Here is a 17,534-nt window from a genome sequence, read left to right as displayed (position 1 = left end):
GAAAAGCGGCCCCGGGGTGTCCCGGGGCCGCTTTTTTGTTCCCAGTGGCAACACTGGTCCCATGCCATTGACGTACGTATCCCACCAGGTGCCGGCGCTGGCGGCGAAGCTCGTGCAGCCCGTCTGGTTCGACGGCACTGCGTTGGCGCTCGGGTCGATGTCGCCGGACTGGCCGTTCGCGCTGGCCGGCACCCGCTGGGAGACCAACGCCCACAACACCCGGGGGGTGCTGCTGCTCTGCGTGCCGGCGTCGGTCGTCGCGGCCCTCGCCGCACGTCGTCTCGCGTTCGCGGCCGCGTACCTGCCGGAGATCCCGGGGCTGCCGCTGCGTCGGCTCGCGCTGCTCGATACGCGCCGGCCGTCGCCCGCGGTGACGGTGCTGAGCGCGCTCGCCGGTGCGTGGAGTCACGTCGCCTGGGATTCGTTCACGCACGACGGGCGGTGGGGCGCGCGGCGGGTGCCGTGGCTCGCGTCGGCGCACCACGTGGGTGGTCGCCCGGTGAGCGGCGCGGTCCTGGCGCAGCACACCAGCACGGTGGTGGGCGGGCTGGTCGGGCTGGTGCTGCTCTCCCGGGTGCTGCGGGAGCTGCCGGAGTGGTCCGAGGTGAAGCCGCCCGGTTGGTCGCGCCAGCGTCCGGCGTCGGCTGACGGCGGGGGCGGACCGGGCTCCGGTGGGGCGCGGAGCGGGGCCGAGTTGGCGCGGGCCGCGCGGGTGGCGGTCGAGCCGGGCGAGGGCGCGCCACCCGGGCGGGGGCGCTTCTGGACCGCGGTGGCCGCGGGTACCGCGGCCGGTGCGGTGTGGGGCTCCCGGGGTGGCTGGGACGGCCGCTTCAACCTCGCGGTCCTCGTCATCCGTACCAGTTTCGGAACAGCCGCCGGAGCGGTCGCCGGAGCGCTGTTCGCCCGCCGTAAGCTGCGCGGAGCCAACCAGCGTACGACCGTCGGGTGAGGATCTCGCGGCGGCCGGGTATGGCAGCGCTGGAGGTGCTCCTTGAAGAAACTAGTGGTCGCGGTGTCCACCACCGCGGTGCTACTGCTCGGCGCCGGCTGCGGCGAGATCAGCGTGGTCGACCCCACCGCCACCGGCACGGCCGACACCTCGGTCGTGGCCGAGCCGGGCAGCGTGGCCGATCCGTCCGCGGAGTCGATCTCGCAAGCGCGGTCCACGTTAGGAAAGCTGCAGATCAAGCGAATCCCCGGTAAGGACGCGAGCTACGAGCGCGAGAAGTTCGGCGACTCCTGGAGTGACGCGGCGAAGGGCGTGAAGTTCGCCGGCAACGGCTGCGACACCCGCAACGACATCCTCCGCCGGGATGCGAAGCCCGGCACCGTGCGCACGAAGTCCGGCACCACCGGCTGCAAGGTGACCGGCGGGACCTGGGTCTCGCCGTACAACGGCGCCACGTACAAGAGCACGAAGAAGATCCAGATCGACCACATCATCCCGCTGGCGCGTGCCTGGGCGTCCGGGGCGAAGAAGTGGCCGGCCGCGCGCCGGTTGTCGTTCGCGAACGACCCCGACAACCTGCTCGCGGTCGACGGCTCCTCGAACCAGTCGAAGAGCGACAAGGGACCGTCGGCGTGGCGCCCGGCCCAGCCGTACCAGTGCGTCTACGCCGTGCGGTACGTGAAGGCGGTGTCGAAGTACGCGCTGCCGATCACGTCCACCGACAAGACGGCGCTGACGTCCATGCTGGACGGCTGTTAGTTCCGGGCCGCTGGCCGCTGGCCGCTGGGCGCTGGGCCGCTCGCGGCTAGCTTTCGGCGGCGAGGACGAACGGGTGGACGGCTTCGGCGCCGGCTCGGCGGAGGGCGCGTGCCGCCACGGTGAGCGTCCAACCGGTGTTGACCCGGTCGTCGACCAGCAGGACCGTGCGCCCGGCGACCGCGGACGCGTCGTCGAGCACGTACCGGTCGGCGACCGCCCGGAGCCGCTGCGCCGAGTTCATCGCCCCCTCGCCGGTGCCGGCCGGACCGACGATGTCGAACCGGGTCAGCACCGGGATCTTCGCGTACCGCGACAGCCCGGTGGCGATGTGCGCGACGAGCGTCGGATGCGTGAGCGAGTCCAGGTAGACGATGCCGTCCGGGCGGGTGCCGAACCGCCACGCGTCGAAGACCTGCACCAGCGCGTGGCGCAGGGGCACCGGTAGCTCACCGTCGGGTGTCTCGGGACGGAACAGCTCACGCAGCTGGTTGCCCCAGCCCAGGTCGGTGAGGCGGGCGATGGCCCGGCCGGGCTCGGCCTGCTCGTCCTTGGCGATCTTGCCCTTCAGCTCGACGCCGATCGAGCCCATGCCGGTGGGCCACATCCGCCGCGTCTCGACCGGCACGCCGGGCCGCCGGAGCCGGTCGGTGGCCGCGGCCAGGCTGGCGTCGTCGGTGGCCGCCGAGAGCTTGAGGCCACCGCAGTTGTCGCACCGGCCGCACGGCTGCGCGTCCGGGTCGTCCAGCGCGCGACGCAGGTGCACCATGCGGCACTCGCTGGTGCCGAGGTAGTCGAGCATCGCCTGCTGCTCGGTGCGGCGGGTCTCGCTCACCCGCGCGTAGCGCTCGGCGTCGTAGCTCCAGGGCCGCCCGGTCGCGGTCCAGCCGCCCTTGACCCGGCGGACGGCCCCGTCGACGTCGAGCACCTTGAGCATCATCTCCAGCCGCGTGCGGCGCAGCGGCACGAACGTCTCCAGCACCGCCGTCGAGAGAGGACGGTCCTGGTCGGCGAGCACCCGCAGCGTCTCGCGCACCTCGTGCTCGGGCGGGAACGCGAGCGAGCCGAAGTAGTCCCAGACGTCGCGGTCCTCACGGCCGGGGAGCAGCACCACGGTGGCCCGCTCGGTGGCGCGCCCGGCCCGGCCGACCTGCTGGTAGTAGGCGATCGGCGACGGCGGTGCCCCGAGGTTGACCACCCAGCCGAGGTCGCCCTTGTCGAACCCCATGCCGAGCGCCGACGTCGCGACCAGGGCTTTGACGCGGTTGTTGAGCAGGTCCTCCTCGGCGGCGAGCCGTTCGGTCTGCTCGGTCTGGCCGGAGTAGGCGGCCACCGGGTAGCCGCGGTCACGCAGGTAGTCGGCGACGTCCTGGGTGGCCGCGACCGTGAGGCAGTAGATGATTCCGGACCCCTCGAGCTCGTCGAGGTGATCGGCCAGCCACGCCAGCCGGGACGCCTGGTCGGGCAGCGCGACGACGCCGAGGTGCAGCGACGACCGGTCGAGGCTGCCGCGGAGCACCAGGACGTCCTCGAGCGTCCGCTCCCCGGTGACCGAGAGCTGCTCGGCGACGTCCCGGGTGACCCGCTCGTTGGCGGTGGCCGTGGTGGCCAGCACCGGGATGCCGGCGGGCAGATCGGCGAGCATCGTCCGGATGCGACGGTAGTCGGGGCGGAAGTCGTGGCCCCAGTCGGAGATGCAGTGCGCCTCGTCGATGACGAGTAGACCGGCACCGGCGGCCAGCTGGGGGAGCACCTCGTCGCGGAACTCCGGGTTGTTCAGCCGTTCGGGGGAGACGAGGAGGACGTCGATGTCGCCGTCGGTGATCTCGGCGTAGATCTGTTTCCAGTCGTCGGCGTTGGTGGAGTTGACCGTGGTGGCGTGGATTCCGGCCCGGTTCGCCGCCGCGATCTGGTTACGCATCAACGCCAGCAGCGGCGAGACGATCACGGTGGGGCCCGCGCCCGACGCCCGCAGCAGCGCGGTGGCGACGAAGTACACCGCGGACTTGCCCCACCCCGTGCGCTGCACGACGAGCGCGCGACGCCGGTCGGCGACGAGCGCCTCGATCGCCGTCCACTGATCGTCGCGGAGGGTCGCGTCGGGGTTGCCGACGAGGTCGCGGAGGTGCTGTTCGGCGCGGGCGCGGAGCGACATCGTCAGTCGCCGGAGTTGGCCGCGGACACGTTGTTGGCCGGCCGGTCGTCACGGATGTAGACGAGCAGATCCCCGGTTTCGAGCTTCTGCGTCTCCGGCTCGACGAGCGGCACGACCCGCCCGCGCCGGACCACCGCGATGACGACCTCGTCGAGCGTGCGCGGCGACCGGCCGACCTCGTCACGCACCACCGACCGACAGGCGAACGCCATGCCGTGGCCGGGCGTCAGCAGGTCCTCGACGACGTCGATGACCGGCGGGTCGGTGGTGGCCAGGCCGAGCAGCCGCCCGGCCGTCGCGGACGAGACGACGACCTGGTGGGCGCCGCTCTGACGCAGCAGCGGGGCGTTCTCCGCCTCCCGGGCCGTCGTGACGATGCGGACCTGGCCGTTGGTCAGCTGGCGGGCGGTCAGCGTCGTCAGCACGGCGGCGTCGTCGGCGTCGGGCGCGACGATGATCGCGGTGGCCCGGTCGACGTGGGCCTGGGCGAGCACGGCCGACCGGCCGGACGAGCCCTCGACGACCGCCAGACCCGCGTTGACGGCCTGCTGTGCGACGCGGTGATCACGCTCGACGACGACGATCTTGTCGCGGGGGACGCCGTTCTCCAGCAGTGCGTCGACCGCGCTGCGGCCCTTGGTGCCGTACCCGCACACCACGTAGTGGTCCTTCACGGTCTTCCTCCACCGCTCCCGCTGGAATTGCCCACGGTACTGCTCGGTCAGGACCTCGAGCGTGGTGCCGACCAGGATGATCAGGAACAGGACCCGCGCCGGAGTGATGAACAGCACGTTCACCAACCGGGCGGAGGGCGACGCGGGAGCGATGTCGCCGTAGCCCGTCGTCGAGAGCGTCACCACCGAGTAGTAGGCCGCGTCGAGCAGGCTCAGCGGGCTGCCGGTGTTGTCGTGGTAGCCGTCGCGGTCGATGTAGACCACGGCCACCGTGAGCAGCACCAAGGACAGCGCCGCGAACATTCGGATGCCGAGCGCGCGCAGCGGGGACGGCCGGCGTTGAGGTAGCCAGACCGAGGCCCGCGGCAGTGCGGTCGGGGTGGGTCGCGTCACGATCTCCAGACGGTAGCGGCAACCGGCAACGGTGGCAGCGGGGACGCGCTACCTGTGGACAAAGCAAAGGCCGCCCCCCGCAGGGGACGGCCTTTGAGTAGTACGCCGACCCGCCGGGTCGCCTCTCGGCGGAAGGTCGCTCGCGGCGACTTAGTTGGGACCGGGGGCCTGGATCGGACCGGCGCACTGAACACCACGGTACAGGGTCGGGTGAGATTCCTGTCGCCGTCAGATCGCCCAGAGGTGCCGCGTGTTGCCCTGGTCGTGCTTACGCTGGAACTCGTACAGTCCTGTCCCTCCCCGCTGGGCCTTGAGTTCAGGAGGCCGCCTTCGTGTCCGAACCCGCCCGTCATCATCGTCCGATCGTCGCCGCCGACCTGGAGCGACTCGTCGAAGGCTCCGTCGAGGGTGAGCCGTCAGCCCGGATGGAGCTGGCGCACGCCACCGCGGCGGCGCTGGTCTCGGTGGGGCGGAACACCGCGGGCGACGACGAGCCCACCGATCGGCTGGTGCGCCTGGCCGACACGGTGGGGCTGGACACGCTGGCGGAGCTGTGGCGCGGTGCGCCGCCGGACTCGCTGCCCGGCGCGCTCTGGGCGCTCTACCTGCTGCGCACCTGGTGCACCGAGAACGGCTCGGAGGTGGCGCGCCTCTACCGCACCGGGCGGTCGCTCGCGCCGGTCGACGAGGTCGTCGCCGGGGTGCGTGACGACGCGGACCCGAACGCGATCGCCGCGGTGGCCGACGACGTCCTGAACGGGCTCTACCAGGGCGAGCTGGACGTGGCGCTCGAACGGGGCGCGGCGTTCTTCCGGGTGGTCGCGGCCGGCCGGGAGTTCCTGGCCACCGACGGGCCGGACGGCGACGCCGAACGGCACCGGGCCGGGCGGAACCGGGCCTGCGCCGACGGCCTCGGCCGCGCCGCCGACGCGTGGCGCGACGGCACCCTGCCCTGATCCCGTAGCGCACCGGGTCTCTTAGCGCATCGGGCCGGTGCGTGCCGGAATGCACAGCGGGAGGGGTTCTCCCCAGCCCGGTGTGCGGAGGCTGGGCCGGCGCCGGGCGGGTGGCCAGGCTGCTGGTCATGACGACACCGCCACCACCGCCCGACCGGCCGACCGTGCGGTTGGGCTCTCCGCCCGACATCGTGCGCGCGATCCCCTCGCTGCTCGGGTTCCACCCCGGGTCCAGCCTGGTCGCGCTCGGCCTCGCCGGGCGTCGCCTGCGTCTGCGGATGACGGTGCGGGTCGACCTGCCGCCGCCCGGCCTGGAGGCCGCGGTCGCCGACCAGGTCGCCGAGCGGCTGCGCGGCGCGAAGGTGTCCGCGTGCGTCGTGGTGCTGTTCACGGCCCCGGCCGACGCGGGGCCGGGCGCCGATCGCGGCGGCACGGCCCTCCCCGGCGCGGGCATGGCCCGCGCGGCCGCGGAATCGCTGCGCGGGGCCGGGCTCGACGTGCGCGAACTGCTGCGGACCGAGAGCGGGCGGTGGTGGTCGTACACCTGCGCCGCACCGTGCTGCCCGCCGGAGGGGCGGCCGGTGGGGCCCGCTCCCACCACGCTGCTCGACGTGCTCAGGGTGGCCGCGGGGCGCCCGGTCTTCGCCGACCGGTCCGCGCTGGTGGCGTCGGTGGGCCGCGGCCCCGGCGAACCCACCGGGGCGTTGCTGGCGGCCATCCACGCCCGGGAGGCCGCCCTCGCGGGCCTGCGCCCGGGCACGCGGGCCGCCCGCGACCTCGTCGATCTCCACCAGCTCCTGATCCGCGGCTCCGCTCACCGGGGCGCACCGCGGGAATCCGCTCCGGCGCGGCCGGCCGCGGCCGCGTTCGCGCCCGACGACCAGGACATCGCGCAGGTCGCGGTCGCGCTGACCCATCCCGCGGTGCGTGACGCGTGCGTCGCCTGGACCGCCGGCCCGCTCGCGGACGCCGCCGTGGTGCTGTGGGGAGAGGCCGTGCGCCGGGTACCCGCCCCGTACGCCGCGGCGCCGGCCACGCTGCTTGCGGTCAGCGCCTATCGTCGGGGCGACGGAGCCCTCGCCGACGCGTGCCTGCGGCGTGCGCTCGACGACGATCCCGACTACCGGATGGCTGAACTCGTGCTCACCGGCCTGACGAACGGTCTGGGGCCGGACGACGTCGAGGAGGCGCTCGGCCTGGACGGCGCCGGATCGGTGGGCGGGCCGCGGTGGCCGTCGTCGGGTTCCGCCCCGAACCCGGGCGGCGGCACCGATGCGCGATGATGGCCGCCGAACGAGCGCGTGGGTCGTCTGGGCCGGCCGTGCGCTCCGCCCAGGCAGGAGCCGGAGGAACTTGGTCATGCGTCCCCGTACCACCGCGCGTCGGCTCGCCCGCGTCGCCGGCCTCGTCCTGGCGTTCAGCGGGCTGCTGAGCGCGGCCGCCTGCAGCGGCGACGAGGGAGGGGCCAAGTCCTCGCCGTCCCGGAGCGAGGCGGCCGCTCCCAGCGCCTCCGAGCCCACCGCGGCGGCGACGTCCGCGTCCCCCTCGCCGTCCGTGCCGCCGCCCAGCCTGCCGGCGGCGGCCGCGGCCGGTGGGCTGTGCGCGTCGGTGACGTTCACCGAAGTCCGCCAGGCGCTCGGCCTGACGTTCCAGATCGCGGCCGCGAGCGGGAAGTCCGGCTCCGCGCGCACGTGCGTGCTGACGCCGCTGGAGGCCGCGCTGCCCGACCTGACGTTCGTCGCCACGCCGCTGGGCGGCGACGAGGTCAGCGCGGAGGACTACGAGAAGGACTTCGTGCCGGACAACTCCAGTGAGATCGACGGTCTCGGCCGCTCGGGGTACCAGCAGCTGATCGCCGCGACCGGGTCGGCGGGGCCGGTGGCGCGCATCGGCTGGCTCGGCGACAAGAACGTCTACACGCTCTCGCTGGCCACCGAACAGGGCACCGGCAGCACCGAAGCGAAGGCGTACCTCCCGAAGCTCCAGGCGCTGGCTCCGAAGGTCATCCCGACCTGATTTCCGGGTCGTTCGGCGCGCATGTGTGCGGTGGTGCCGGGTATCCGGGCGGTCACCAGCACCGTGGAAGGGGCCGCCGCCATGCCGGAGAACGAGCTGAGCTCGGTACCGGACGACACCGCCGAGGTCGATCCGGACAATCAGGCGGACGTCGCCGAGGAGTTCGCCGAGAACGCGGGCATCGACCCGAGCCCGCACGAGGTCGACGAGTACGTCGCACTCCAGGATTCCGATCCGGCCTAGCGGCACGACCTCGCGCCGGAAACGACGACGCCCCCGGCGGTCGGCCGGGGGCGTCGGGCGTCGACGGTCAGGACGACGAGACGAAGACCAGGTTCGCGAGGGACCGGGGGATCTTCACGGTGGTGCCGCCGTGGGTGAGCGTCACCTCGCGGTCGGACCGGTCGACCAGCACCGACACCCCGGGCTCCACTCCCGCCGAGTGCAGGTCGTGGATGAGGTTGGTGTCGCTCTGCAGCTGCTCCGAGAGGCGCTCGATGACGACCTGGTCGCCGGCCGGCGCCGATGCGAGCGTGACCTCACCGGTGGGCGCGAGCTCGCTGTCGTCGATGTTGGTGTCGAGCTCCGCGAGGCCGGGGATGCGGTTGCCGTACGGCGAGACCCGCGGCCGGCCGAGCAGCTGGTAGACCTTCCGCTCGACCTCGGCGCTCATCACGTGCTCCCAGCGACAGGCCTCGGAGTGCGCAGCCTCGTACTCCAGCCCGATCACGTTGACGAGCAGCAGCTCGGCGAGCCGGTGCTTGCGCATCACCGACACGGCACGGTGACGGCCGTGCTCGGTGAGCTCGAGGTGCCGGTCGCCCTGCACCGTCAGGAGCCCGTCACGCTCCATCCGCGCGACCGTCTGACTCACCGTGGGCCCGCTCTGGTGCAAGCGTTCGGCGATCCGAGCGCGCAGCGGCGTGATCCCTTCCTCCTCGAGTTCGAGGATGGTGCGCAGGTACATCTCCGTGGTGTCGATCAGGTCACTCACGTCAGCCGCCTCGCTTCTTTCACTGCTGCCCAGGTACCGAGGAGTCTCACCGGGTCGGGCCGGCAAGGCATGGGCTTCTCTAGGCCGCAAGCATACCCCGCCGCCACCATTTTCTTGAATGGTTCAAGATTTGGTTCGCGGCCGCCACGACCTGCTCCGATTCCCCGGCGCGGGCACCGTACCAGCGTCGGGCGTCACGCCGGTGTTTCGTCCACAGCCAGGGCCTCCGTACCCGGGTTGTGGACAGCCGGTCCGCCCGCCCGCTCCGCGTGATGAGATGGGACGCGTGACGCAGACGTCGGATCGGGACATCACCGCGCAGACCCAGGCCGCTCCGGTCACCGTGCTGTGGGATCCGGCGGTGGCCACCTACAACTTCGGTGATCATCCGCTCGATCCGGTGCGGGTCGAGCTGACCATGGCGCTCGCCCGCGACCTGGGTGTCCTCGCCCGGCCGAACGTGTCGGTCACGGCGGCCCCACCGGCCGACCGGGACACGCTGCGCCTGGTCCACCAGGACGCGTACCTGCACGCCGTGCAGGCCGCCCCGCACGACCCGTTCTTCCGCGGGTGGGGGCTGAACACGTCCGACAACCCGCTCTTCGAGGGCATGCACGAGGCGGCGTCGCTGATCACCGGCATGAGTGTCCGCGCGGCCGAGGCGGTCTGGCGGGGCGAGGCCCTGCACGCGGTCAACGTGTCGGGCGGCCTGCACCACGCGATGCCCGACCGGGCCAGCGGCTTCTGCGTCTACAACGACCCGGCGATCGCGATCGCGCGGATGCTCGAGCTCGGCGCCGAGCGCGTGGCCTACGTCGACATCGACGTGCACCACGGCGACGGCGTCCAGGCGGTGTTCTGGAACGATCCGCGGGTGCTCACTGTGAGCCTGCACGAGTCGCCGGTGTCGCTGTTCCCGGGCACCGGGTTCCCCACCGAGATCGGCGGCCCCGACGCCGAGGGCGCCGCGGTGAACGTCGCGCTCCCGGCTGGCACCGGCGATGCCGGGTGGCTGCGTGCCTTCCACGCGGTGGTGCCGTCGGTCGTCCGGGCGTTCCGGCCCCAGGTGCTGGTGAGCCAGTGCGGGTGCGATTCGCACTTCCGGGATCCGCTGGCGAACCTCACGCTCTCGGTCGAGGGGCAGCGCGCGGCGCAGCTGGAGATGCGCCGGCTCGCGCACGAGCTCACCGGCGGGCGCTGGGTGGTGTTCGGCGGCGGCGGCTACGGCCTGGTCGACGTCGTGCCGCGGACGTGGTCGCACCTGCTGGCCACCGCCACCGGCGAGCCGATGAGCACGTCGAGCGCCACGCCCGACACCTGGCGGGGCTTCGCGTCGTCCAAACGGCCCGCCGCGAAGGTGCCCACCGTGATGGGCGACGGTGCCGACGCCTCGTTCCAGCCGTGGGATCCGGGGTCGCGCACGGATCCGGTCGACCGCGCGATCCTGGCCACCCGCCGGGCGGTCTTCCCGCTCCACGGCCTCGACCCCGACGACCCCCGCGACTGACGTGCCCACCGCCCCGCCCGACCCCGTTGACCGGCCGGACTCCGTTGACCGGCCCGAGACGGCGGCCGACTCCGCTGACCGGCCCGAGATGGCGGCCGATTTCGCTGACCGGGCCGAGACGGCGGCCGACCCCGCTGACCGGGCCGCGACGGCGGTCGATTCCGCTGACCCGGCCGAGACGGCGGCCGGTGGCCGCGAGGGGGAGTCGCCCGGCGCGGCGCACGCCGGCCCCGGCGCCACCACGTCCCATGATGGAGCCGTGGAAGCGGGGCAGAACAAGCCGTACCCGGAGCACCGGCAGGCCGACGTGGTGCTGTCGGACGGCGGAACCGTGCACATCCGGCCGATCCGGCCCGAGGACGCGGACGGGATCGTCGCGCTGCACTCGCGCTTCTCCGACCGCACCCGCTACCTGCGGTACTTCTCGCCCTATCCACGCATCCCCCCGCGTGATCTCAAGCGCTTCACCGAGGTCGACCACGCCGGCCGCGAGGCGCTCGTCGCGGTGCTCGGCAACGACCTGATCGCGGTCGGCCGGTACGAGCAACTGTCCGATCCCGATACCGCCGAGGTCGCGTTCGTCGTCGAAGACGCCCACCAGGGCCGCGGCATCGCGTCGGTGATGCTCGAGCACCTGGCCGAGGCCGCCCGCGAAGAGGGCATCACGCGGTTCGTCGCCGAGATCCTGCCGCAGAACGGCGCGATGATCCGCGTCTTCACCGACGCCGGCTACGACGTCGACCGCAGCTTCGCCGACGGCGTCGTCCACCTGACGTTCGACACCCGCGAGACGCCGCAGGTGCTCGAGGTGCTGCACGACCGCGAGCGGCGCACCGAGGCCCGCTCGATCCGCCGGCTGATGAACCCGTCGGCGGTCGCGGTGGTCGGTGTGAGCCGCACGCCCGACGGGATGGGCCGGGCGGTCTTCGAGAACATCCGGGAAGCCGGGTTCGCCGGTGCGCTGCACCCGGTCAACCCCTCCGCCGCCGAGATCGACGGCGTTCCGGCGTACGCGTCGGTCCGCGACATCCCGGGCCAGGTCGACCTCGCGGTCATCGCGGTGCCGGCCGCGCACGTCCAGGCCGTCGTCGAGGACTGCGCCGCCAAACAGGTCGCCGGCCTGGTCATCCTCACCAGCGGTTTCGCCGAGACCGGCGAGGACGGCGCCCGGGCCCAGGCCCGCCTGGTGGAGATGGCGCGCATCAACGGCATGCGGGTGATCGGGCCGAACTGCTTCGGCCTGGCCAACACCGATCCGGCGGTCTCGCTCAACGCCACCCTCGCACCGCACGTCCCGGGCCGCGGCCGGGTCGGCTTCTTCACCCAGTCCGGCGCGCTCGGCATCGCGCTGCTGGCCGAGGTCGAGCGTCGCGGTCTGGGCATCTCGACGTTCGCGTCGGCCGGCAACCGCGCTGACGTCTCCGGCAACGACCTGCTGCAGTACTGGCGGGACGACCCGGCCACCGACGTCGTGATGATGTACCTCGAGACGTTCGGTAACCCCCGCAAATTCACCCGGGTGGCGCGCGGGCTGGCCCGGCGCAAGCCGGTCGTCGTGCTCAAGAGCCGCGGCGTGACGCCCGGGCTGACCGGTGGGCCGGGGGAGCGCGGGTTGCAGGCGCTGTACCGCGCGTCCGGGGTGATCCGGGCCGAGGCGCTCGGCGAGATGTTCAACATCGGTCAGCTGCTGGCCTACCAGCCGCTGCCCACCGGCCGTCGCACCGCGGTGATCGGCAACTCCGCGGTGCTGGTCGCGCTGGCCACCGACGCGTGCGAGGCCAACCGCCTGGAGGTCCCGCTCGACTGGCGTGTCGACGTCGGCCCGGACGTCACCCCCGACGAGCTGCGCGCGGCCCTGCGCTCGGCCGTCGACGCGACCGACATCGACGCGGTGCTCGTCGTGTTCGTGCCCGCGCTGGCCGTGCCCGAGTCCGCGTACGCCGACGTCCTGCGCGAGGTCGGCGCCGACGCGCGGATCCCGGTGATCGCCTCGTTCCTGGCCGCCAACGGCATGCCCGAACGCCTCCGGCGCCTGGTTCCGGTCACCGCGTCGGTGTCCCTCCCGGATCCCGACGCCGACCCGGACCGCACCGTGCTGTTGCCGAGCCCGGAGTTCATGGTGGCGCGGGGGTCGGTGCCCTCGTACGCGACGCCGGAGGCCGCCGCCCGCACGCTCGGCAAGGTGGCGACCTACGCGGAGTGGCGCGGCACCCCGGCCGGGCAGTTGCCGTCCCTGTCCGACATCGATCCCGGCGGGGCGAGGACGATCGTCGGCCGCACGCTCGACCGGCACCCCGAGGGCGTCGACCTCGAGGACGACGAGGCGGCGGAACTGCTCGCGGCGTACGGCATCACGGTGTGGCCGAGCCGCCGGGTCGTCGGGGCCGACGCGGTGGTGGCGGCCGCCACCGAGCTGGGCTTCCCGGTCGCGGTGAAGGCCGCCGACGAGACGCTGCGGCACCGCGCCGACCTGGGCACGGTGCGTCTCGACGTCGACTCGCCGCGCGACGCGTGGGCGGCCTACCACGGCATCGCGGCGGCGTCGGGGGATCCGAACCCCACCGTGTTGGTGCAGCGGATGGCGCGCGGGGGTGTGGTCTGCGTCGTCGAGGTCGTCCAGGACGCGGCGTTCGGGCCCGTGGTCGGGTTCGGGCTGGGCGGCATCGCCACCGAGCTCATCGGGGACCGGGCGTGGCGGGCGGCGCCGCTCACCGACCGGGACGCCGCCGACCTGCTCCGGGAGCCGCTGGCCTCGCCGATGCTGTTCGGCTACCGGGGTGCGCGCCCGGTGGACGCCGTGGCCTGCGAGGACCTGTTGGCGAGGGTCGGCGCGCTCGCCGACGAGCTGCCGTCGCTGCGGGCGTTGACGCTCAACCCGGTGCTGGCCTCGCCGGAGGGCATCACCGTGCTGCACGCCACCGTGCGCATCGAACGTGCCGCCGGGCCACGCCTGGACGAGGGCGCCCGCCGCCTGCGCTGAGCCCTTCCGCCCCCTGCACGCCCGGTGTACACGGCGCGCCGGGGCCCCGGCACGGCGTGCACACCGCCGAACACAGTGCCCCGCTCGCACACCGGCCACCCCGTGCGCGCCCCGGTTCCCCGTTCACACCCAGGGCGCCTGGTGCGCACGTGCCCTTCCGCGCTGAGCACCTAGCGTGCAGGTGCCCTCACGCGCTGCAGGTCTGGTGCGCGGGGTGCCTGCACGCGCCGGGTGTCTGGTGCGCGGGGTGCGTGCACGCGCCGGGTGTCTGGTGCGCGGGGTGCGTGCACGCGCTGGGTGTCTGGTGCGCGGGGTGCCTGCACGCGCCGGGTGTCTGGTGCGCGGGGTGCGTGCACGGGCTGGGTGTCCTTGTGTGCACCGCCGCTCCGGTCGCCGACGGCGCCCTCGCTGCTCAGCACGAGGAAACCCGCCGTCCCCGCACGGGCCCGGGGCCGCGGTACGTCTTCGGGGTGCACCGCCGGGCCGGGGTCCTCATCCGGCGGTGTGACCGGGTCGGCGTAGGAAAAAGCAACGGCGGACGTCCCCGGAGGGGCGGCCGCCGATGGTGGGAACCGTCAGCTGACGTAGGCGCGCAACGGCTCGGCGCGCAGCGGGTCGCGGAGCTTCGCCATCGTGCCCTTCTCGATCTGGCGGATGCGCTCCCGCGAGAGACCGAAGTCGCGCCCGATCTCGTCGAGGGTGCGCTGGCGGCCGTCGTCCAGGCCGAAGCGCAGCCGGATGACTTCGCGCTCGCGCTCGGACAGCGTCGCCAGCACCTTGTTGACCTCGGCCTTGAGGAGGGCGTAGGAGACGTTGTCGACCGGGCTCATCGGGTCGGTGTCGGCGATGAAGTCGCCCAGCTGGCTCTCGCCGTCGTCGCCGACGGTCTGGTCCAGGCTGACCGGCTCGCGGTCGTACCCGAGCAGCTCGACGACGCGGAACGGCTCGATGCCCAGCTCGGTGGCGAGCTCGGCCGGCGAGGGCTCGCGGCCCAGGCTGACCGAGAGGTCACGGCGCGCCCGCACCAGGCGGTTGATCTGCTCCACCAGGTGGACGGGGAGGCGGATCGTGCGCGACTGGTCGGCCATCGCGCGGGTGATGGCCTGGCGGATCCACCAGGTGGCGTACGTGGAGAACTTGAAGCCCTTGGTGTAGTCGAACTTCTCGACCGCCCGGATGAGCCCCAGGTTGCCCTCCTGGATCAGGTCCAGCAGCGACATGCCCCGGCCGGTGTAGCGCTTCGCGACGCTGACGACCAGGCGCAGGTTCGCCTCGAGGAGGTGGTTCTTGGCCGCCACACCATCCCGGGCCACCTCGGAAAGGTCGCGACGGTAGTCGTCGGCCAGCGAGGAGTCCAGCAGCGCCTGGCCCGCGAACAGGCCGGCCTCGATGCGCTTGGCCAGGTCGACCTCCTCGACCGCGGTCAGCAGCTTGGTCTTGCCGATCCCGTTCAGGTAAGCCCGGACCAGGTCGGCGGAGACCCCGCGACCCGAGTCGTCGGACCCGCGGCGGCTACGGCGCGGGGTCTCGGGCTCGTCCTCGGCCCCGTCGATACGGGACTGCGAGACAGCGTCGTCGCTACGGCGGACATCGGCGTTGTCGGCGTCGACATCACCAGGCACGAGGTACACGTCGAACGCTTCCTCGAACATGAGCGGAACGGACACCCGGCTCGCCTCCTTGTGCCGCGGGGGAGGTGGACGCCCCCGCGTACCGTCTGTCGTGGAAACCAGACTCGCGCCCTCGCCGTGAAGCCGAAGTAAGGCCGGTGTGAGATCCGTGTGAGGTGGACGCTTTCGCAGGCCAGGGATACTGCGATGACCTGCCGCTACACCCGTGAACGCGCCGTGGGGACGAGGACCGGCGATTACTGTCGGCTACCCGACAGCGTTTACGGGAACTCCGCCGGGCCACCGGACAGAGCGGTCCGTTCGGACGATTCCTCGTTCGCTTTCTACATTCCGTAGACTGGAGGTCGCGTCCGTCGCGGCGGAAGGAGACCCCCCATGGCCCGGTTGGGCGAGCTCGAGCGTGCGGTGATGGAGGTCCTCTGGTCCGCCGACGCTCCCAGAACGGCCCGCGAGGTGGCCGATTCGCTGGCCAATCGTGAGCTGGCGAAGACCACGGTGCTCACCGTGCTGTCCCGGCTGGAGTCCAAAGGCCGGGTCGAACGCTGCCGCGACCGCTGGGCCCACACCTACACGCCCACCGCCACCCGCGAGGACTACATCGCCGAGCTGATGGACGAGGCGCTCGGCGACGCCGCTGACCGCACCGCCGCGCTGGTCCGGTTCGCCGGTCGGGTGAGCCCGGAGGAGGCCGAAGCCCTCTCCGGGGCCCTCGATCAGGCTCTGCGCCGGGCGGGCAAGGCCTCGGCCTAGGCCCGCGACGTGCTCCCCACGATTGCGGGTCTCGGCATCGTCGCCGTCCTGTTGATCGGTCCGGTTCCCGCCGTCCTCTCCCGCGCGGAGTGGGTGCAGCGGGAACCGCGTGCTGTCCTGGTGCTGTGGCAGGCGCTCGGCCTGGCCGGCGGCCTGGCCGCCGTCGGAGCCGTGCTCGCGGCCGCGCTCGCGCCGCTCGGCTCCTCGCTCCCGGCCGCGGCCGCCGCCTACTGGCGCGGCGGTGATCTCGACGGATTCCACCTGTTCCTGCTCGGCGCCGCCGTCGGCCTGCTGGGTTGGCTGCTGACGATGACCGCGGTGTCCTCCTGGAAGGCCACCCGGGTCCGCTCACGCCAGCGCGAGCTGGTCGACCTGGTGAGCACACCCTGGCCCAACCGGGTGAGCCCGGCCCGGCCCACCGGCGCCGGCGCGCGGCTGATCGAGCACCCCGCGGCAGCGGCGTACTGCCTGCCCGGGCCGAGCTCGCGTGTCGTCATCACCACCGGTGCGCTGTCCCTGTTGGACGCCGACGAGCTGGACGCCGTTCTCGCGCACGAGCACGCCCACCTGGCCGAGCGGCACGACCTGCTGCTGCTCCCGTTCGCGGCCTGGTCGGACGCGATGTTCGGGCTGGCCGGAACGCAGCGCGTGCGCACGGCGGTCGCGCAGCTCGTCGAGATGCTCGCGGACGACCGGGCGTGTCTCGGGCGCGACCGGGCCGTGCTGGCCGCGGCGCTGGCCCGGGTCGGGGTGGCCGGTGCCGGTGGGACGCCGTCCGGGGCGCTCGGCTCCACCGATCTGGCCGTGCTGCCCCGGGTGCGGCGGCTGCTGGAACCGCCGGCACCCTCGTTGCTGCTGCGTTCGGTGTCCTACGCGGCCGCGCTGGTGACGATCACGGTGCCGTTCTGGGCGCTGCTGGTGCCGCTAGCAGTCCACTGAGATCTCGGTGCTCGCGTACCGCGGCGCGCCGTTGGGCGGGGTCAGGGTCGCGGTGATCGTCCACGCCGTGCTGCACCGGGCCGCGCCGGTCAGGGTCGCGGCCACGTCCTGACCACTGCCCAGGTCGACGTACTGCGTCTCCTGCTTGAGGACGTAGGAGCCCGACCAGGTGAGCGTGGAGTCCAGCAGGCCGGGGTCGAAGCCGTCCGGGACCGCCACGGACAGGGTCACGTCCGCGGTCCTCGCGTCGGGGTCGGAGAACGTCACCGAGCCGGGGGCGAGGATCGTCAGCGTGCCGAAGGCGTCGAACGGGTTCGGGGTCTTGGTGGGGGCCACCGAGCCGGCCACCGGGCGGATCGAGGCGTCCGGGGAGGCTTTCGGGGTTTTCGTCCGGGCTGGTGCCGTGGTCGGGGGTGGGGTGGTCTTCTCGACCTGGATCGACGGCACCGGGCGGGGCACCAGGGTTCCGCCGGCCGAGCGCGGCAGCGGGATCGGGTCGGCGACCAGGCTCTCGGCCGGGGTGGCGGGGGAGCGGTGGGTCGCGAGCGCGATGACGCCGGCGACGCCCAGGACGAGCACGGTGGCCGCGAGCACGGCGGTCGTGCTCACCGGCCCCACCCTCCCGGCGCTTCCCCCCGTCCGCGCCTCGGGGGCCGCGCCCGCACGCGCCTGGGCGGCCGCGCCCGTCCGCGCCTCCGCGGCTGCGCCCGCACGCGTCTGGGTGGACCGCGCGGCGGCCCCGCCTAACCGCGCCTCGGCCCCGACCGCCTCGGAATCCGCCGGCCGCTCGGAGTCGGACGGCCGCCCGAACGCCGCCGGCCGCTCGGAAGGCGC

At 73.4% G+C, this 17,534-nt stretch carries 14 protein-coding genes and 1 pseudogene; 10 read left to right on the top strand and 5 right to left on the bottom strand.

The window, feature by feature from the left end; all coding sequences use genetic code 11:
• Positions 1–61 precede the first annotated feature (61 nt).
• On the top strand, positions 62–949 hold the full coding sequence (locus ABD437_RS26740) for a DUF4184 family protein (RefSeq protein ID WP_344651675.1): 888 nt from the start codon (positions 62–64) through the stop codon (positions 947–949).
• A 42-nt stretch (positions 950–991) separates the two neighbouring features.
• A complete protein-coding gene (locus ABD437_RS26735; RefSeq protein ID WP_344651674.1) occupies positions 992–1,708 on the top strand; it encodes an HNH endonuclease family protein in 717 nt (238 codons plus the stop codon).
• Positions 1,709–1,754: 46 nt separating this feature from the next.
• Here ABD437_RS26735 and ABD437_RS26730 read toward each other — a convergent pair whose 3' ends face one another.
• A complete protein-coding gene (locus tag ABD437_RS26730; protein ID WP_344651673.1) occupies positions 1,755–3,860 on the bottom strand; it encodes a RecQ family ATP-dependent DNA helicase in 2,106 nt (701 codons plus the stop codon).
• Positions 3,861–3,862: 2 nt separating this feature from the next.
• The gene (locus ABD437_RS26725; protein ID WP_344651748.1) at positions 3,863–4,837 is read right to left on the bottom strand and encodes a potassium channel family protein; all 975 of its coding nucleotides are present in this window, start codon (positions 4,835–4,837) and stop codon (positions 3,863–3,865) included.
• A gap of 422 nt (positions 4,838–5,259) precedes the next feature.
• On the opposite strand from ABD437_RS26725, the gene ABD437_RS26720 reads away from it, so the two are divergent.
• The 4 genes from ABD437_RS26720 (at position 5,260) to ABD437_RS26705 (ending at position 8,142) form a co-directional block, all read left to right on the top strand.
• Positions 5,260–5,883, top strand: coding sequence for a serine/threonine-protein kinase (locus ABD437_RS26720; protein ID WP_344651672.1), 624 nt, complete (start codon positions 5,260–5,262; stop codon positions 5,881–5,883).
• Positions 5,884–6,011: 128 nt separating this feature from the next.
• Positions 6,012–7,166, top strand: coding sequence for a DUF4192 domain-containing protein (locus ABD437_RS26715; RefSeq protein WP_344651671.1), 1,155 nt, complete (start codon positions 6,012–6,014; stop codon positions 7,164–7,166).
• Between the two features lie 76 nt (positions 7,167–7,242).
• Complete coding sequence (locus ABD437_RS26710; RefSeq protein ID WP_344651670.1) at positions 7,243–7,899, top strand: hypothetical protein; 657 nt, start codon at positions 7,243–7,245, stop codon at positions 7,897–7,899.
• Between the two features lie 81 nt (positions 7,900–7,980).
• Positions 7,981–8,142 (top strand): hypothetical protein, encoded by a 162-nt coding sequence (locus ABD437_RS26705; protein WP_344651669.1) that lies wholly within the window; start codon positions 7,981–7,983, stop codon positions 8,140–8,142.
• Between the two features lie 67 nt (positions 8,143–8,209).
• Here the strand turns inward: ABD437_RS26705 and ABD437_RS26700 are convergent, their stop codons facing one another.
• On the bottom strand, positions 8,210–8,866 hold the full coding sequence (locus tag ABD437_RS26700) for an iron-dependent transcriptional repressor DtxR (RefSeq protein ID WP_425558250.1): 657 nt from the start codon (positions 8,864–8,866) through the stop codon (positions 8,210–8,212).
• 313 nt (positions 8,867–9,179) lie between these two features.
• On the opposite strand from ABD437_RS26700, the gene ABD437_RS26695 reads away from it, so the two are divergent.
• A complete protein-coding gene (locus ABD437_RS26695) occupies positions 9,180–10,400 on the top strand; it encodes an acetoin utilization protein AcuC (protein WP_344651667.1) in 1,221 nt (406 codons plus the stop codon).
• Positions 10,401–10,488: 88 nt separating this feature from the next.
• On the top strand, positions 10,489–13,380 hold the full coding sequence (locus ABD437_RS26690) for a bifunctional acetate--CoA ligase family protein/GNAT family N-acetyltransferase (protein ID WP_344651666.1): 2,892 nt from the start codon (positions 10,489–10,491) through the stop codon (positions 13,378–13,380).
• Positions 13,381–13,955: 575 nt separating this feature from the next.
• Here ABD437_RS26690 and sigB read toward each other — a convergent pair.
• On the bottom strand, positions 13,956–15,047 hold the full coding sequence (sigB, locus tag ABD437_RS26685) for an RNA polymerase sigma factor SigB (RefSeq protein WP_344651665.1): 1,092 nt from the start codon (positions 15,045–15,047) through the stop codon (positions 13,956–13,958).
• 339 nt (positions 15,048–15,386) lie between these two features.
• Here sigB and ABD437_RS26680 point away from each other — a divergent pair, with 339 nt between their 5' ends.
• Together ABD437_RS26680 and ABD437_RS26675 are read left to right on the top strand one after the other, a co-directional pair.
• Positions 15,387–15,761 carry a BlaI/MecI/CopY family transcriptional regulator gene (locus tag ABD437_RS26680; protein WP_035856877.1) on the top strand — a complete coding sequence of 125 codons (375 nt, stop codon included), beginning with the start codon at positions 15,387–15,389 and terminating at the stop codon, positions 15,759–15,761.
• A 9-nt stretch (positions 15,762–15,770) separates the two neighbouring features.
• Positions 15,771–16,700 (top strand): M56 family metallopeptidase, encoded by a 930-nt coding sequence (locus ABD437_RS26675; protein WP_344651664.1) that lies wholly within the window; start codon positions 15,771–15,773, stop codon positions 16,698–16,700.
• On the opposite strand, the pseudogene ABD437_RS26670 reads toward ABD437_RS26675, so the two are convergent.
• Positions 16,686–17,534 (bottom strand): annotated as a pseudogene (locus ABD437_RS26670) (hypothetical protein); the annotation flags it as partial. The gene ABD437_RS26675 and the pseudogene ABD437_RS26670 overlap by 15 nt on opposite strands.

It is taken from the genome of Cryptosporangium japonicum, from assembly GCF_039524755.1.
Classification (GTDB): domain Bacteria; phylum Actinomycetota; class Actinomycetes; order Mycobacteriales; family Cryptosporangiaceae; genus Cryptosporangium; species Cryptosporangium japonicum.
This window is presented reverse-complemented; position numbering and strand designations above follow the sequence as displayed.

Coding starts and splice junctions, on each gene's coding strand:
- ABD437_RS26740 (WP_344651675.1), top strand. CDS start 62: ATGCCATTGACGTACGTATCCCACCAGGTGCCGGCGCTGGCGGCGAAG.
- ABD437_RS26730 (WP_344651673.1), bottom strand. CDS start 3,860: ATGTCGCTCCGCGCCCGCGCCGAACAGCACCTCCGCGACCTCGTCGGC.
- ABD437_RS26725 (WP_344651748.1), bottom strand. CDS start 4,837: ATGTTCGCGGCGCTGTCCTTGGTGCTGCTCACGGTGGCCGTGGTCTAC.
- ABD437_RS26715 (WP_344651671.1), top strand. CDS start 6,012: ATGACGACACCGCCACCACCGCCCGACCGGCCGACCGTGCGGTTGGGC.
- ABD437_RS26710 (WP_344651670.1), top strand. CDS start 7,243: ATGCGTCCCCGTACCACCGCGCGTCGGCTCGCCCGCGTCGCCGGCCTC.
- ABD437_RS26705 (WP_344651669.1), top strand. CDS start 7,981: ATGCCGGAGAACGAGCTGAGCTCGGTACCGGACGACACCGCCGAGGTC.
- ABD437_RS26700 (WP_425558250.1), bottom strand. CDS start 8,866: ATGTACCTGCGCACCATCCTCGAACTCGAGGAGGAAGGGATCACGCCG.
- ABD437_RS26690 (WP_344651666.1), top strand. CDS start 10,489: ATGGCGGCCGATTTCGCTGACCGGGCCGAGACGGCGGCCGACCCCGCT.
- ABD437_RS26680 (WP_035856877.1), top strand. CDS start 15,387: ATGGCCCGGTTGGGCGAGCTCGAGCGTGCGGTGATGGAGGTCCTCTGG.